The sequence below is a fragment of the Croceitalea rosinachiae genome, assembly GCF_031846445.1.
GTDB classification, from domain to species: Bacteria; Bacteroidota; Bacteroidia; order Flavobacteriales; family Flavobacteriaceae; genus Croceitalea; species Croceitalea rosinachiae.
Window position 1 is genome coordinate 771,264 of record NZ_JAVRHR010000002.1, and the last position, 15,976, is coordinate 787,239.

General features: G+C 38.4%; 14 protein-coding genes. 11 read left to right on the plus strand and 3 right to left on the minus strand.

The window, feature by feature from the left end; genetic code table 11:
• Positions 1-372 precede the first annotated feature (372 nt).
• Positions 373-1,524: an NCS2 family permease gene (locus RM706_RS11225; protein ID WP_311351487.1), complete on the plus strand. Its 1,152-nt coding sequence runs from the start codon at positions 373-375 to the stop codon at positions 1,522-1,524.
• A 73-nt stretch (positions 1,525-1,597) separates the two neighbouring features.
• A complete protein-coding gene (locus RM706_RS11230) occupies positions 1,598-1,741 on the plus strand; it encodes a hypothetical protein (protein WP_311351489.1) in 144 nt (47 codons plus the stop codon).
• A gap of 90 nt (positions 1,742-1,831) precedes the next feature.
• Here RM706_RS11230 and RM706_RS11235 read toward each other — a convergent pair whose 3' ends face one another.
• The gene (locus RM706_RS11235; protein ID WP_311351491.1) at positions 1,832-5,086 is read right to left on the minus strand and encodes a WD40/YVTN/BNR-like repeat-containing protein; all 3,255 of its coding nucleotides are present in this window, start codon (positions 5,084-5,086) and stop codon (positions 1,832-1,834) included.
• A gap of 293 nt (positions 5,087-5,379) precedes the next feature.
• Between RM706_RS11235 and RM706_RS11240 the strand changes: the two genes are divergently transcribed.
• On the plus strand, positions 5,380-6,648 hold the full coding sequence (locus RM706_RS11240) for an amidohydrolase family protein (RefSeq protein ID WP_311351493.1): 1,269 nt from the start codon (positions 5,380-5,382) through the stop codon (positions 6,646-6,648).
• Between the two features lie 250 nt (positions 6,649-6,898).
• Positions 6,899-7,561 (plus strand): LytTR family transcriptional regulator DNA-binding domain-containing protein, encoded by a 663-nt coding sequence (locus tag RM706_RS11245; protein ID WP_311351495.1) that lies wholly within the window; start codon positions 6,899-6,901, stop codon positions 7,559-7,561.
• A gap of 404 nt (positions 7,562-7,965) precedes the next feature.
• On the opposite strand, the gene RM706_RS11250 is transcribed toward RM706_RS11245, so the two are convergent.
• On the minus strand, positions 7,966-8,826 hold the full coding sequence (locus RM706_RS11250) for a hypothetical protein (RefSeq protein WP_311351497.1): 861 nt from the start codon (positions 8,824-8,826) through the stop codon (positions 7,966-7,968).
• 173 nt (positions 8,827-8,999) lie between these two features.
• On the opposite strand from RM706_RS11250, the gene RM706_RS11255 reads away from it, so the two are divergent.
• Both RM706_RS11255 and RM706_RS11260 read left to right on the plus strand, forming a co-directional pair.
• Positions 9,000-9,551, plus strand: a complete 552-nt coding sequence (locus RM706_RS11255) for a cyclic nucleotide-binding domain-containing protein (RefSeq protein ID WP_311351500.1) — start codon at positions 9,000-9,002, stop codon at positions 9,549-9,551.
• 35 nt (positions 9,552-9,586) lie between these two features.
• The gene (locus RM706_RS11260; protein WP_311351502.1) at positions 9,587-10,477 is read left to right on the plus strand and encodes an alpha/beta hydrolase fold domain-containing protein; all 891 of its coding nucleotides are present in this window, start codon (positions 9,587-9,589) and stop codon (positions 10,475-10,477) included.
• Between the two features lie 307 nt (positions 10,478-10,784).
• On the opposite strand, the gene RM706_RS11265 is transcribed toward RM706_RS11260, so the two are convergent.
• On the minus strand, positions 10,785-11,699 hold the full coding sequence (locus tag RM706_RS11265) for a helix-turn-helix domain-containing protein (RefSeq protein WP_311351505.1): 915 nt from the start codon (positions 11,697-11,699) through the stop codon (positions 10,785-10,787).
• A gap of 150 nt (positions 11,700-11,849) precedes the next feature.
• Here RM706_RS11265 and RM706_RS11270 point away from each other — a divergent pair, with 150 nt between their 5' ends.
• The 5 genes from RM706_RS11270 to RM706_RS11290 are packed head-to-tail and all read left to right on the plus strand — an operon-like array spanning position 11,850 to position 15,515.
• Entirely contained in the window at positions 11,850-12,611 is a 762-nt protein-coding gene (locus tag RM706_RS11270) for a hypothetical protein (RefSeq protein WP_311351507.1), read from the plus strand.
• A 46-nt stretch (positions 12,612-12,657) separates the two neighbouring features.
• The gene (locus tag RM706_RS11275) at positions 12,658-13,773 is read left to right on the plus strand and encodes an alpha/beta hydrolase (protein WP_027067147.1); all 1,116 of its coding nucleotides are present in this window, start codon (positions 12,658-12,660) and stop codon (positions 13,771-13,773) included.
• Positions 13,774-13,784: 11 nt separating this feature from the next.
• A complete protein-coding gene (locus RM706_RS11280; protein ID WP_311351512.1) occupies positions 13,785-14,258 on the plus strand; it encodes a cupin domain-containing protein in 474 nt (157 codons plus the stop codon).
• Between the two features lie 10 nt (positions 14,259-14,268).
• On the plus strand, positions 14,269-15,039 hold the full coding sequence (locus tag RM706_RS11285) for a carboxymuconolactone decarboxylase family protein (protein WP_311351514.1): 771 nt from the start codon (positions 14,269-14,271) through the stop codon (positions 15,037-15,039).
• Positions 15,040-15,047: 8 nt separating this feature from the next.
• Complete coding sequence (locus tag RM706_RS11290; RefSeq protein WP_311351516.1) at positions 15,048-15,515, plus strand: cupin domain-containing protein; 468 nt, start codon at positions 15,048-15,050, stop codon at positions 15,513-15,515.
• Positions 15,516-15,976 lie beyond the last annotated feature (461 nt).

Below are 15,976 nucleotides of genomic sequence, written 5' to 3' on the forward strand. Positions count from 1 at the left end.
AACCCTTTGTGTTAGGCAATTGTCAGCAACAAATAGATCCATCTCGTTTTAGATAATTCCAATTATAAATCCTTTGGGCTTATTACATGGACTTTATTGCCTTGAGAAAGTATTTGAAGTAAAATCATAAAAAAAGTGTTTGAGGATTAAAATTTTATAGATTCTATAAAAATGGGCGTTGCCGCTTACAGAATACAACTATTTTCCCTAAATTCAATGGCTTGAGAGCTTACTCAACATTCAACCGAACGGAAGTCCTAGCTGGAATAAGCTCGTTCTTGGCCACTTTTTATATTGTCATTGTTAATCCGGCCATCTTATCCAAAACCGGCATGCCCTTTGAAGCTGCCGTAACTTCCACAGTACTGGTATGTGCTTGGAAGTATTATGATGGGCTTGTATGCCAAGAATCCCTTTGTGATAGCACCGGGAATGGGGCTCAATGCCTTTTTTACTTTTTCGGTCGTATTGGGGATGGACATACCTTATGAAATTGCTTTGGGCGTGGTTTTTTGGGCAGGTGTACTTTTCTTGGTATTAAGTGTTTTTAAGCTACGTGATAAGATAGTTACCTCCGTTCCACAGGTATTGCGCTATGCCATTGCCTCTGGTATTGGATTATTTATTGCATTTATCGGTTTTCAGAATGCCCTGTTCGTTGTGGATGATACGGCGACTTTGGTAGGTATAGGTTCTTTGCACGACCCTGTACGGTTGACCTTTTTACTGGGTTTGGGCCTTACCACGATATTCATTGTTAAAAAGGTACCAGGGGCGATGATATTAGGTATTATATTAACTACGGTATTGGCATGGCCCATAGGCAGATGGTGGGGAGATGCTTCTATTTTGGGTTTTGAGACACCCACCTTGGTCAATTTTCAGGGTATCTTGGCCATGCCCGATTTTAGCTTGCTGTTTAAAGCAGATATTTTGGGAGCGCTGCGCTATGCATATCTCCCAGTAATTTTTGTTTTTGCCTTTACCGACCTCTTTGACAGCCTTTCTACCTTTATGGGGCTTTCAGAAGCAGCGGGAAGAACGGACTCTGACGGTAATCCTACCAACCTAAAAAAGTCTCTTTTCGTGGATGCCGTTGCTACCCTTTTTTCAGGACTTGCGGGTACGAGTTCGGGTACGACCTATATCGAATCTGCCGTTGGTATTCGAGAGGGCGGAAAAACAGGTGCAACAGCCATTACCGTTGGTATTTTGTTTTTGCCTTTACTGTTTTTCTCTCCTGTTTTGGCCCTTGTTCCCAGCATTGCAAGCTCCATAGCCTTGGTATTGGTTGGTGCCTTTATGATGAAGCCCTTGACCAAAATCAACTGGGATAAGACCGAGGAAGCCATTCCTGTTTTCTTAACAATGTTACTTATGCCCTTGGCCTACAGCATTACTACGGGAATTGTTTTTGGATTTTTAAGTTATGCCTTGCTTAAGATAAGTACGGGCAAGTATAGGGAAATCAATCCAACACTTATCGTTATTTGCCTGCTGTCCTTAGTATTCCTCTGGTTGTAGCCTATGTTTGGTACAAGATGTTTTCATAGGAGGAGGCGGTGGAGGAGTTTTCGGCAAGACCAAAAAAATATTTATGCATTTGCCGCCCTTATCTAAAAGAGTCGCTTCGGCACTGTCTTTTGACAGCCAAGTGACGTTTCCTATGAAGTTTTTAATGCCAAAAATCAAGAAAGCGGAACCTGGTTGGAAAAGCGGAACTCCTTTACCTTATTTTTAAAGCAAAGGGGCATCGTAATCTCCTATTTTTTTAGCTATAAGGGTTGCATTTATGCAACCCTTTTTTAATATCGATTTATAACTTTTTGATTTAATCATCAATATACGGAGCACCTGAAGCTTTTAACAGGGCTTCAAACTTATCCATGGCACTTACAATGGCGTTTAAATCGTTTTCAGCTTTAGTGAGCATATTAGTAATAATCTGCATTTGCGTTTTGTTGGTTTCCGTTGGTCCATACGTAGATCGCTCCAAACTTAAATAGATGGTAAATAATCTATCGCTAACCGATCTAGGATTTTTTTCGCCGATTTCCGATTTGGCCTGATTACCATAGTAATCCGATTTTAGTGTATTGATTTGATCCCGTATGGCTTTTATTTGCTTTAGGCCATTTGCTGTATTGGCGGTGCTAGCCATCAATGCTTTTTGCAATGCCTTGGTCTTTTTCTCGGCTTTGGCTATAGCTTTATCAATTTTATACGATGTGCGCGATGCGCGCTCAAAACTGCGCCAAAAAGCTGATGCCAGTTCCATTGATGACCCTTCCAGTGTGTTTTTATACAGCGGCTTTACTTCAAAATCTACAGGAGAATCAAGCTGTTCAACACTACCTTTGTGAGAGAGATACATCGTTACGCTATACCTCCCTGGTGGTGCTAACAAACCTTTAGGGCCTTCATCGTCATTTGGTTTTTTGGTTTCGCCCAATGCTATTGCGCTTGGACTAGGATATCTCAAATCCCAAGCAGTCCTATGAATTCCTGAGGTAGCTTCTTTAGAGATATTGCGTACCACTTCACCAGCATTGTTCTTAACCACAAAAACTAAATGGGGTTTCTGTTCTAATTTTTCTTCTTCTAAGGCGTCCCATCCAGAAAAAGGAATATTCTGATTGGTAAGGCGCTTTTCCTTTTTCTTACGCAATTCTTTTTGTAATACAGGTGCTTCCTTAAGATAATAGGTGAATACAGCTCCAAAGTCCGGATTGGGAGCAACAAAATGAGAATCCCCTTGGCTCCCTTTATTCGCTTCAAAGCTTAGATGGGCCCGCTGAACATACCACCAAGGATCACGTATAGAAAATAACTTTGCCGGCGCATTCAAAGCATCCGCAGCTATTTCCCTCAATACAGCATAGTCATCAAGAATATAAAACCCTCGTCCAAAGGATGCCGCCACCAAATCGTTTTCACGTTTTTGTACGGCCAAATCCCTAAAAGAAATTGTGGGTACGTTCCCTTTTAGAGCGGTCCATTGCTTTCCTCCATTAACCGAAAAGAACAGACCAAATTCAGTACCAATGAACAATAGGTTGGGGGAGACGTGGTCTTGTACCAATCGCCATACCAAATGATTTTCCGGAATCGATTTGGTCAAAGACACCCAAGATTGCCCTTTATCGGTGCTCTTGTACAAGTAAGGTCTAAAATCACCGTACTTATGATTATCCAAAGCCACATAAACGGTATTGGCATCATGTAGGTCCGCTTTAATATCGTTCACAAAAGCAGTGGACGGCACACCCGGAAGTTGATTTACCTTGATCTGTCTCCAATTGGTGCCACCATTTTCCGTAACATTGATCAATCCATCATCGGTTCCAGCATAGATCAGCCCTTCTTGTTTTGGAGATTCGGAAAGTGATGTGACGGTATTGTAGTTGGACATGGCCAATACATCCCAGGCATTGTCCCAAGACTGTTGTCTGCCCATAATGGGCAAGGTAATGCGTTCTTCATTTTTAGTGAGGTCGTCTGATATTGGTGTCCATGAATCCCCTCGATTTTCAGATTTCCAAACCCGTTGCGATGCAAAGAAGATCGTGGAGGGTTTGTGTGGACTTACCAGTATGGGCGCATCCCAATTAAAACGTGGTATCGCATCACCTACCGCTGGTTGCGGTTGTATATCAACAGCTTCCCCGGTTTTCATATCCAAACGGGACAGTGTGCCTTCTTGCCGCTCTGCATATACAATATTTGGGTTTCCTGGTTCCGTAGCAGGTTGGTGGCCATCCCAATTAAGAACAACACGCCAATCACTATTTTGAATGCCATGGATATTATTGGTACGAGAAGGACCACCTTCGGTACTATTATCTTGTGTACCTCCATAGATGTTATAAAAAGGTTCGGCATCATCCACAGCTAATTTATAAAACTGGGTCACCGGTAAATTCTCGATATATTTCCAGGATTTTGTCAGGTCAAAAGACTCGTACAAGCCACCATCTGTTCCCACGAGTAGATAATTGGGATCGTGTTTTTTAAAGGCTATCGCATGATTGTCACCGTGCTTATTGTTTCTATTCATTCTGTAGAAGGTTTTTCCACCATCTTCAGAAATCTGCATGGTATTGTCCATAAGGTACAGGCAATCTTTTTGGTGCGGTGAGGCATACAATTCTTGATAGTAATGCGGGCCGGTTCCACCACTTATGGTATTGGATTGTTTGGACCAAGAACTACCACCGTCATTAGAGCGGTATAAGGCGCCTTTTCTACGATCAAGTTCAATAGCCGCATACAACACCTCTGGATTATGCGGTGAAATTGCCAAACCAGTTTTACCCATTGGGGTTTTAGGCAGCCCATTGGTGAGTTTCTCCCAAGTATCACCACCATCATCACTACGATATAAGGCCGTTCCCGGGCCATTGCCTATATAAGCTGCAACAGTCCTATGGCGCTGCCAAGTAGCTGCGTACATACGATCCGGGTTTGTGGGATTATAGACCAACTCCGTAACCCCGGTCCAAGCATCGTCACCTAGTGTTTTTTTCCAGGTTTTACCGCCATCGGTAGTTTTATACAGTCCCCTTTGTCCACCCTTGTTCCAAAGCGGCCCTTGTGCCGTAACCCATACCGTATTGCTGTTTTCTGGGTGTACAATAACGCGTGAGATATGTTGTGTTTCTTTTAGGCCCATATTGGTCCATGTTTGTCCGCCATCATCACTACGATAGACACCGTCGCCAAATCCAACATGGCGCCCTCCAGAATCTTCACCGGTGCCTACCCAAATGGTTTCCGTATGGTTTGGGTCTATAGCCACGGTTCCGATAGAGTAGGAGGTTTCCTTTTCGAAGATGGGTGTCCATGTAGTACCTGAATTCATGGTTTTCCATACACCACCTGAACCTACGGCAACATACCAAATGTTTTCGTTGTAGGGGTGAATCGCAATATCGGCAATTCGTCCGCTCATAAAGGCCGGACCAATACTTCGAAGTTTAAGGCCATCAAAGGGGCTGCTAGTAGCATCAGACTCTTGGGCCGTAGTTGTATAGCTCGTTAAGAGCGCGAAAATAAAGGTGCAAAAAATACGGAAAGGTGTTTTCATTTTTTTTGTAGTTAGTTACCTTCTAAAAATAATCAAATTCTGTATCATCATTAACGGAAATGCACAAGACTTTTTTTAGAGTTTTATATCGGCTTGGTCAAAAGAATTTTACCTTAATTTAAATCATAATATACAATAATGCCTGCCTACCGGCACCCAGGTTTATGAAATGGCATTACTATTAAATACATTTACCTATTACTATTGCCTTCTACCTACTGCGACTTACCACGGAGCGATTAATTTTTAGCTTTAGTTTTTTTCACAATAAGCTTGCGAAAAAGCAAATACAAATGAAAAAATGCTACATGCTCGCCTTATTGGCATTTTTAACTTTATCTCGTAATTCTTCACAAAAAATTGACGGCATAGATTCCGAGAAAAAAAACCCCAATAATCAAACGATAAAATTTATTGAAGGTAATTGGTTCAATGGAAAGACATTTAAGAAGAAAACGGTCTGGCTAAAAAACAGTTTAATAAGTTTTGAAAAAGAGGCAGAAATAGATACTGTTATAAATCTATTTGGAAAATATATAATTCCTCCGTTCGCCGAAGCCCATAATCATAATCTTGAAAGTGCTTATAAATTGGAGGAACGAATTAATAGCTATCTAGATAATGGCGTGTTTTATGTGAAACTACTATCCTCAATAAAAAAAAGAATCGCGCCTTTAATGTATCATTATAACAAACCTGACGGTTTAGATGTGAGTATGGCCCATGCTCCATTGACTGCTAAGGGTGGACACCCCATTGCGCTACGAGAAAAGTTTTTTGGTTACGGACGTTTTAAAGGATTGTTCAATTCTGTAGAAGAAATGGAGTATCATGGATATGTCATTATCAATACTCTTGAAGATTTACATATAAAGTGGGATTCGATTCTATCTTTTTCCCCTGACTTTATAAAAACAATGTTACTACATTCTGAAGCCTATGATAAACGAAAAAATGATACCGCTTTTTTTGGAAGAAAGGGCTTGGACCCAAAGATTTTTCCGGAAGTGGTGAAGAAAGCTCACCAATCTAATTTAAGAGTCAGCGTGCATGCCAACACAGCTTATGATTTTCATGTAGCGGTCAATGCAGATGTTGACGAGATTGCACATTTACCAGAGATTCATAATGGAAAACCCATTGCCATTGAAGATGCCCTATTGGCTAAAAAAAAAGGTATTACAGTGGTAACGACAATCTCTTTGGTTAAAAAGAATAAGGATAAAGAAAATTATAAAGACCTAGTGGCTAATGTAATTAACAATTTGAAATTATTAAAAAAGGTAGGGGTAAAATTGGCTATTGGCTCAGACATTTATAATGACAATTCTGTTGATGAATTTAATTTTTTACATGAATTGCAGGTCTTTTCGAATTTGGAATTGTTAAAGATGTGGACAGAGAACGCGGTAGGTACCATTTTTCCAAACCGCAAAGTTGGGAAGCTCGAAGATGGTTATGAGGGCAGTTTTTTGGTATTGGATAAAAACCCATTAAACGATATTTCAAATATTAATAAAAGTATAGTTCTTAGAGTTAAAGAAGGTTGTTTGCTAAAATAATTATATTCAAATACTTAACTTCAACTCCATGGTTTTTAACTTCAGTAAAATCTCAAAGCATATCATATTTTGGCTGCTATATCTCTTATTATGGAGCGTACATGATCTAAACTATAATAGTAGCATATTAGAAAACTTAAAGACAAATGCAGTACCGTTTTTGTCTTATGCAGCTTTAATATATATCAACTTGTATGTTTTAATTCCCAGATATCTATTAAAAAAAAGAATTTCAAGTTACATTTTGCTAATGGCTTTAAGTATGGTAGGTATCACGCTGCTGGCGTCATCTTACTTGGCGTTTTACTTTGAAAATATCAATATACAAACGTCTAACTTTTTTACTTCCTTAAGAGGAAGAGTAGCTATTATTACTGAAGTTATTATATCATTATGTTTATCCATGACTTTGTTTTTGATAGATGAATGGTATAAAAAAGAGCAATTAATAAAAGACTTAGAGCAAAAGCACTTGGAATCTGAGATAGGTTTTACGAACAATCAAATAAACCAACACTTTCTCTTTAATTCCTTAAACAATATCTATGTAATGTTAGATGAGAAAGTAAATACAAAAAATGGTCAGAGCCATATTTTTATTAAGTCAGATGGTATGGTGGTCAAAGTCTTTTTAGATGATATAACGTATATAGAAACTGCTAACGACTATGTGTATATCAACACAATTCATAAAGACAGATACCTAACTTTGGTTTCTTTAAAGAATATTGAGAAGGAACTACCTGCGGAAAAATTTATGAGGGTTCATCGATATTATTTGATTGGTATAAATCATGTGAGCAAGCTAGAAGGTAATTTAATTCACATAGGGAAAACTAAAATTAAAATTAGTAGGGCCCTTCGCATCCAAGTTTATCAATCTATTATTGGCAATAAACTAATAGAGCGCTAAAGGTTTCAAGCGTAGTCGAAGGATAACTTGAGCTTAGGAGCACCGGATAAAAAAGGTTTTCTAAACCTTTTGAAGTAGGAACTAGATGACGGCCGGCAAACGAATTGACCAATTCTCCCTTTAAATTTTTCTTCTAAAAATTCTCATAAAAAAAGCAATGAACACTTGTTATACAAGCTGATCTCGATAGCTATCGGAGAAGGAGAGTGTAATGTGTGTGGAATGATTAAAAGCCCAGTTATTTCTTAAGTTTTATATTGTTGGAGTATGTTTTGCATTTTATTTGACTTATTCAGATTGCCTTTAGAATTATTCTTAATCACATATTCTATCGGAAATTTATTTAAAATCAAAGTTCAAATAAACGATTGACTACTTTTGTTGATCACTCACAAGCTATTATTTCACAAAAAGCTCTTTTTCGTTACTCCTTGATACTGAAAAGCATCCCTACTTTCGCTATAGCCCTTTACGCGTTCCTCAAATAATGCTTTGTTATGACCACTTTGGCTTGCAGCACTCTCTGTTATGGTGTTCATTTTTTTAGAGTAGGTGAGATTGTTTATATCATGACGTTGCTCAAACAAGGCTGGTAAAAAATTTTCGAACACACCCACTTCTATGGTATTATGGGTCAGCCAGGCTTCCCAAAATTCAGTATCAAAATTTCCAACGATTTTCTGCGTGATTTTTTTGGCGAAAATGTTCTGTTTATGAGATCCGGCGACTACTTCATAATGATAATGCACCCCTATGATTTTATTGTCTTCATAGACATCTTTATAGCTTATTCGCAGCGACATCATTGGACCGATAAATGGAACTTTTTTTCCCATGCCCCAACCATCCCGTTCATGATAAAATATACTCAACTCTTGATCTACCGGATACTTCAATTGATACTTTTTATATTGCATGACCTCTTTAATATGGATCTTCGCTCCAGCCCTTGCCGTGCCTTCCGTGCCTAGTTTGCCCTTTAGTTCTGCACTAACATGATCTGATGGATGCCACAACAAATACCCCGGTACTTTCTGTCCTTCATAGCCCGGAATATCTATCAATTTCACTTGCAGTTTAGTAAAATGCTTGAACCACCAATAAATCATTTCTGTGGTCACTCCTCGAAGTAGTGAATGCTCTAATACCACACAAATTTGATTGGATCTGTTCCTCAGCACCTTAAAATAGGTTGATGTGATGGGTTTCAGCTCCCAACCAAAATCTCTGGATTTCGGAACGATTAGTTTTTTTGATTGGCTCATATCAGTTTTTTTAACGGTTGATTTATTGCATTACTTTAGACGAATCATCAACTTAAAATTAGGACTATCAAGTAGAAATGAAATTGACTTAATTAAAGATTTTTTCATTTATTTTTTCGTAACATTTGTCTTAATCTGTTTTGTGCGTACTTACCAATTAAATCGACTTTTGTATGATAGACCAATCGAGATACCATCATAAAAACCAGATATTTGATTTTTTTAAAGAGAAGGGCACTCATAAGACGGTAAGACCTTCTGAATGCATTGTGGATATAGGAGAAAAATGTGATAAGGTTTTTTTGATTTTGAATGGTGGGTTTGTTTGCCAAAACTATAATGTGGTCTTCGACAGTTTGCGCACAATCAACTTCCATCTACAATCATTTCATCCAATAATGACCGTAATTGATAGCTACTTCAGCGACTCCATTTCCAACTCCCAGCTCAAAGCTATAATGCATTCAGAACTGCTTGTTCTTCAAAAGAGTGTTATACTAAAAAGACTAGAAAAAGATGATTCCTTAAAAAAGGCTTATATGGAAGAAACTATATATGCTCTTTTGGCAATCAACGAATTCCATACTAAATTAATAACCCTTACCACCAAAAGGATGTATCAATATCTGAGCGAAGCGTGTCCTGAAGTTGTAAGACAAATACCAGCTAAATATATCGCAGAATTTATTGGGGTATCAGCCGAATGGTTAAGCAGAATTAAGTGAATTTAGTAAGCGTAGATAACTGATTTCCAAAAGCTATGAAAACAAAGACTTGGCTCTTAGTGCTTTATGTAATTCTATATGGGTGTACTAATATGTCCTCAATAGAGAATCAGCATCGTGATGTGAGGTACGCCAACGACTCGGCAGCACAAAAGATGGATATTTTTATACCAGATGGTGCTGGTCCGTTTCCAGCGGTGCTTTTAATTCACGGTGGAGGATTCAAATCAGGGGACAAGAAAGCCAAGTATTCCTTGGCAAAGATACTGGTCGCCAATGAATATGTAGCCATTTGCGTGAACTATAGATTGAGTGGAGAAGCGATCTTTCCGGCTGCGATCCACGATATTAAGGCAGCCATCCGCTTTACAAGGGGAAATGCGGCTAACTACTCCGTTAACCCTGATAGAATTGGGTGTTGGGGCTCTTCTGCAGGCGGTAACCTATCGGCCATGATAGGAACCTCGGCGGGAAACAAATACATAGATGGTAGTGTGGGCTTTTTCAAAAATGAGTCGACCAAAATACAGGCTTGCGTAGATTGGTTCGGACCTATTGATTTTACCACAATGAAGCGCGATGCGAAACAGTTGGGATTTAAAGAGTCTTTTAACGTAGTCCTTGAGAGCAAGTATATCGGAGCTGATATATCAGCCCCTGAAAACTTCCATCTAGTTCAAAGCGCGAATCCAGAAACCTATATTGATGATTCCGACCCTCCATTTTATGTACAAGTCGGCAACAAAGACCCTCTTATCCCATATATTCAGAGTCAAAGTTTTGCACATAAATTGTACCAAGTGTTGGGTAAGGAAGACGTACGATTTGAAGTAATTGAGGGCGGTAAGCACGGCGGAGCTAAATTTTCAAATAAAGAAAATATAGGTAAAGTCATTACTTTTTTGGACAAGTATTTGAAACAATAACCGGCTTTGGAAGGGATATTTGACATAATAGAATTATGATTTACGTTTTTGATTTAACCTTTACAGTATATTGGCAGCCGCATCATCTTTCTTGATTTTTGCTTCAGCCACTGGCTAAACCAATAATACAAAATGTATCATAATGTTCCGCGTTATGTAACTTGAGCTTTGGTTAAAAGCGAAAGTTTCTACTTTTTTCCTTGTTTTTTTCTTTCTAAAAACTTTCTTCTAAAGGTAATGGAACACTTATTATACGAGCCGACGGTAGGAGGGGAGTGTAATGTGTGTGAAATGGTTTTAACCTCAATTAATTAATAGAGGTCCTAAACTCCTTAGGGGAACGCCCTACTTTTTGTTTGAACAACCGACTAAAGTGTTGCGGATATTTAAAACCTAGTTCATAGGCGATTTCACTCACTGATTTGTTAGGGTCGAAAACTTTTTCCTTAGCTACATCTATCAATTTCGCTTGAATAAATTCTTGGGCAGATTTGCCGGTTTCCTTTTTAACCAGATCACCAAAATAATTGGAAGATAAATGAAGCTGATCCGCAAAATATGCTACTGAAGGTAAACCATTAATTTTTGGCTTTTCCGATGAAAAATATTGAGAAAGTAGATGATCAAACTTCTCTAAAGTACCCTTATTCACTACTTCACGTGTAATGAATTGCCTGTCATAAAAACGAAGGCAATAGTCTAAAAATAGCTCAATATTGGTCACAATCAGTTTCTTGCTATGTTTATCAATGGGCTGTTCCAATTCAAACTGAATTTTTTCCAATAAACTCAAGATTAGCTTTCGCTCTTTAGCGGATAAATGCAAAGCCTCATTACTTGAGTACGCAAAGAAATTAAATTCGTGAATCTTTTTTGCCAAACTTGTACCCAGCAATAGGTCTGGGTGAAAAAGCAAAGCATAGCCTTTGGGTACAAAACCCGGTTCATAACCGCCAAGTTCAATAGTCTGGTTGGGCGCCATAAAAACCAAAGTACCTTCGTCATAATCATATGAGTTACCTCCATACTTTAATTTACAGCCCACGGCATCCTTCAAAAAAATAGCATAACAGCTGTAATGAAATCCGTCGTACTTCTGATTGGTATATCCGGTTTGGTTTACCTTTTTAAAATCGACAATACCTACCAAAGGATGCAGAACTTCGTAATTTCTCAATTTAAAGTAGTCTACAATGGTTTTAATTTCTAAAATATTCTTCACGACTCATTGTATTTGAAATAAAGATAACCTATTGATGATCACATCATCAAGCTACATATGTATTATCTGTAATTTTGGTATAAACATCCGTTATTTGGGTAGTACCGCACCTAAGTTCTTCCCCTAATTTTGGCATTGTAATCACGTACAATGAAGAAGATAGGAACTTTAATGTTATTGCTGTTATTAAGTACTGCTAATGCGCAGGAAAATGCAAAAGATAAAAACTATAGGTTTTTAGATGACTTTAGAGGAAGTGCAAGTATAACCCATAATGGCGTTTCATTAGTTCCTTCTTTTTCTTTAGATGATCCCGCTTTGCTGTTCGATTTAAAATTCACCAAAAAAAAGTTAAGTTTTGAGCCTGACATGCGTTTTTCTCTCGATGCCAAACCGTGGACTATGCTTTTTTGGTTTCGCTATAAGGCGATTGAAAAAGAAAAGTTTTCACTGAGGGTAGGGGCGCATCCCGGACTGAATTTTAGAACTGTAAATGTTATTAGAAACGGAAATACCGAAGAACTTTTAGATTCTAGAAGATATTTAGGTGCCGAAGTGGTACCCAGCTATAAATTATCAAAGCATACTAGTATTGGTATGTATTACCTGTATGCCCGCGGTTTTGATGAAGGGGTAAAAGAAACTAATTTTTTGGTGCTTAATGCTACCTTTAGTCAAATTCCCATTTCAGAATCGTTTTATATGAATTTTACACCACAAGTTTACTATCTTACCTCTGACGATCTCACCGGATATTATACCTCAGCGTTCTTGACCATTGGTAAAGAACAGTGTCCATTTTCGTTGACAGGTGTTGTAAATAAAGGCATAAGCACCCAAATATTGCCCGATGATGATTTCACTTGGAGCGTGCTATTGAACTATAGCTTTCCAACAAAGAGAAAGATTTAAGAAAAGGCATACCCTTATTAAAATGACTACAAAAACAAAGTAATACATGATAAAGCTAAAATATACATTAGTACTTACAAGCATACTTTTATGTATTGGCTGTAATGAACAAAACAAGCAAATAGCAGATACTCCTGTTGAATCAAATGATATTATTTCTATTCAAAAACAGGGGACTTTTGCCGTTGGTGGTTCGGTTAAGCAAAGTCCAGGCTCTTTTGACCCCATTGCCCATGGTGCTTTTAATCCCACAAATCAAAGTACCGAAGGGCAGACCTTGCATGGTGATCACGCATCGGTATTTTATCAAATTCCTACGGAACCGCGTAAGCTTCCTCTAGTGTTTTGGCACGGCTACGGTCAGTCCATGCGAACTTGGCAAAGCACTCCAGATGGCAGGGAAGGATTTCAAAGTATATTCCTTAAAAAACGGTATCCTGTCTATTTATTAGATCAACCCAGAAGGGGATTGGCAGGACAAAGCTTAGAACCAAAAACATTGGAAGCTAAAACTGAAGACCAACTGTGGTTCGGCATATTCAGAATGGGCGAGGGTAAACGTTTTTATCCGAACGTTCAATTTTCTAAGGACCCTGAAGCTTTAAATCAATTCTTCCGTAGTAGTACTCCAGATACGGGACCTTTAAACATCAATCTTAATATTGAAGCGGTTTCTCAATTATTCGGAAAAATTGGTGACGGAATCCTTGTTACCCATTCCCATAGTGGCGGACAAGGTTGGAGTGCCGCTCTAAAGACCAATCGAATAAAAGCTATAGTAGCGTACGAACCTGGTAGTAATTTTGTTTTTCCGGAAGATAACATTCCTGAGCCCATTTCTTATGTGGGCGGAACATTACGTGCTAAAGGTGTTTCTATGGAAGAGTTTCAAAAACTGACCAAGATTCCTATTGTAATTTATTATGGGGATTACATCCCTGAAACTGAGGTTGAAAACCCTGGTCAAGACCAATGGCGTGCCGCTCTTTCTATGGCTCGTAAATGGAAAAAAACCGTAAATGACGCTGGTGGTGACGTTACTTTAGTAGTGTTACCAGAAATAGGAATCAAAGGAAATACACACTTTCCCATGTCCGATTTAAATAATCAAGAAATAGCCGATGTGATGTACAATTGGCTAGAAGAAAAGAAATTAAACTAAAAAAAAAAGAAATGAAAAATCTAATTACAACAGTACTGTTTATGCTTCCTATTTGCATTTTTGCCCAAAATACGGACTACAAAGTGTCTTCATACAAAGACGAGGGCTTCAAGGCACCCAATACGCATTATATTGGCGAAGCTTGGTTGAACGGTGTATTACAGGCTGATGATGAAACCGACTTTAATATTACCAAAGCCACTTTTAAGGCTAATTCTACGTTAGACTGGCATAAACATTCAACCTCTCAAGTTCTTATTTACGTAGACGGTGAAGGTTATTATCAAGAAAGAGGAAAAGACCCTGTGATACTTAAAGCAGGTGATGTGATCAAATGTGATAAAGAAACAGAGCACTGGCATGCTTCCACTAAAGATAGTGATGTTACCTATTTAGCAATTTATGGAGGAGGACAACCCACCACATGGACCGAAGTGCTAACACAAGAATATTATGATAGTGTTGCCGATCAACTGAACGACTAATTCACCACTAATGAAAGTAACGTCATCAAGACCAGTACCTATCATGCGTTTAAAAAATATCTTTCGCACGGCGAATATATTCGTCGGGTTAGTATTATTTATCAGCTGTCAATCAATAGCGCAACAAGCAACATCAGACAATGCTTTATCCAACCAAGAGAAAAGTATGATCAAAATTGCAAGTCACACTGCCCAAGGCAATTTATCTCAGCTCAAGGATGTTCTCCATGAAGGATTAGATCATAAGCTAACCGTGAATGAAGCCAAAGAGGTATTGGTTCATTTGTACGCCTATGCCGGGTTCCCAAGAAGTATACGCGGTTTGCAAACACTTTTAGTAGTACTGGAAGAAAGGACGGCTAAAGGTATAGAAGATGAATGGGGCCCAGAAGCCACAACTATTGACGATTCTAGAAGCAAATATGAACGAGGAAAGACTATTTTGGAAGAACTTGTTGGACGACCGTTAGATGGAAAACCAGAATACCAAAAGTTTTCACCCGAAATGGACAGGTTTCTTAAAGAGCATTTATTTGCGGATATTTTTGAGCGAGATGTGCTTACCTATAAACAACGTGAACTGGTGACCATTTCCGTCATTGCAAGTTTGGGAAGTTTAAAGCCTATGCTAAGAAGCCACTTAAACCTTTCATTGAACGTTGGCTGGCAAGCCGAACAATTGAAAGAGTTTACTGAAACCTTAGTGATTACTACAACTGAAGACAATGTTTTTGCAACAAAAACAGTCCTTACAGAAGTATTGAAAAGACGAACTGAATAAAAACAACCATGAAAAATACTGGATACTATACTATTGCCATTTTACTGATACTTTTGACAGCATGTAACACGCCAAAGGAAAGTAAAAAGGAAGTTCAACTTTTCGAGAAAGGGACTAAAATAGAAAATTCGAATTTTACAGGTACCGCATGGTTAAATATGTTGGCAGCACCGGACAGTTTAAATACCATGTATGCCGGTTTGGTTACTTTTGAACCCGCTGCACGTACCAATTGGCATTCACATCCGGCAGGGCAAATATTAATCGTAACCCAAGGTGAAGGTTACTATCAAGAAGAAGGAAAACCCAAACGTATATTACGCATTGGAGAGACGATAAAGTGTTTACCAAATATTAAACATTGGCATGGTGCCGCTCCAAATTCCGAGTTTGCACATATAGCAATTTCAAGTCGCGATAAAGGACCCACGCAGTGGTTTAAACCGGTTTTAGACGAAGAATATAATGGTATCTGAATAATTTTCTATTCAAAAGTAGTTTCTAAAATGTTGGTTATTGAAGTAAACGTTATGGCCTAAGAGAATTTTAGCTAAACAATAGGCGAGGGGAGCGGCCATATTCTAGATGGCTGGTTATAAGGTTTGTTGACCATCTTAATGTTTCAAAGAGTTCAAAGTGGTCTTAAGAGTTAAAATGATTTCTAGAATATAGCGACTTAGCCGTACATTGTTTCTAAAATTATCTGTAAGCCTTGATTTTTTTGTTTCTTTTTTTATCAAGAAAAAAAGATAAATAAAAACGCTTACGCGTACAATGCTGAAAAGTCTATTTTACATAATGTTAGGAACACATTCAAAAAAACTTCAAACAAGACGAGAAGTAGCAAGGGCTAAGAAATTATCTCGCAGAGTAATTTTTAGCTGTTGCGGCAAGCTGACGAGAATGTCGTAGAAAAAAATTTTGCACACATTTCCTC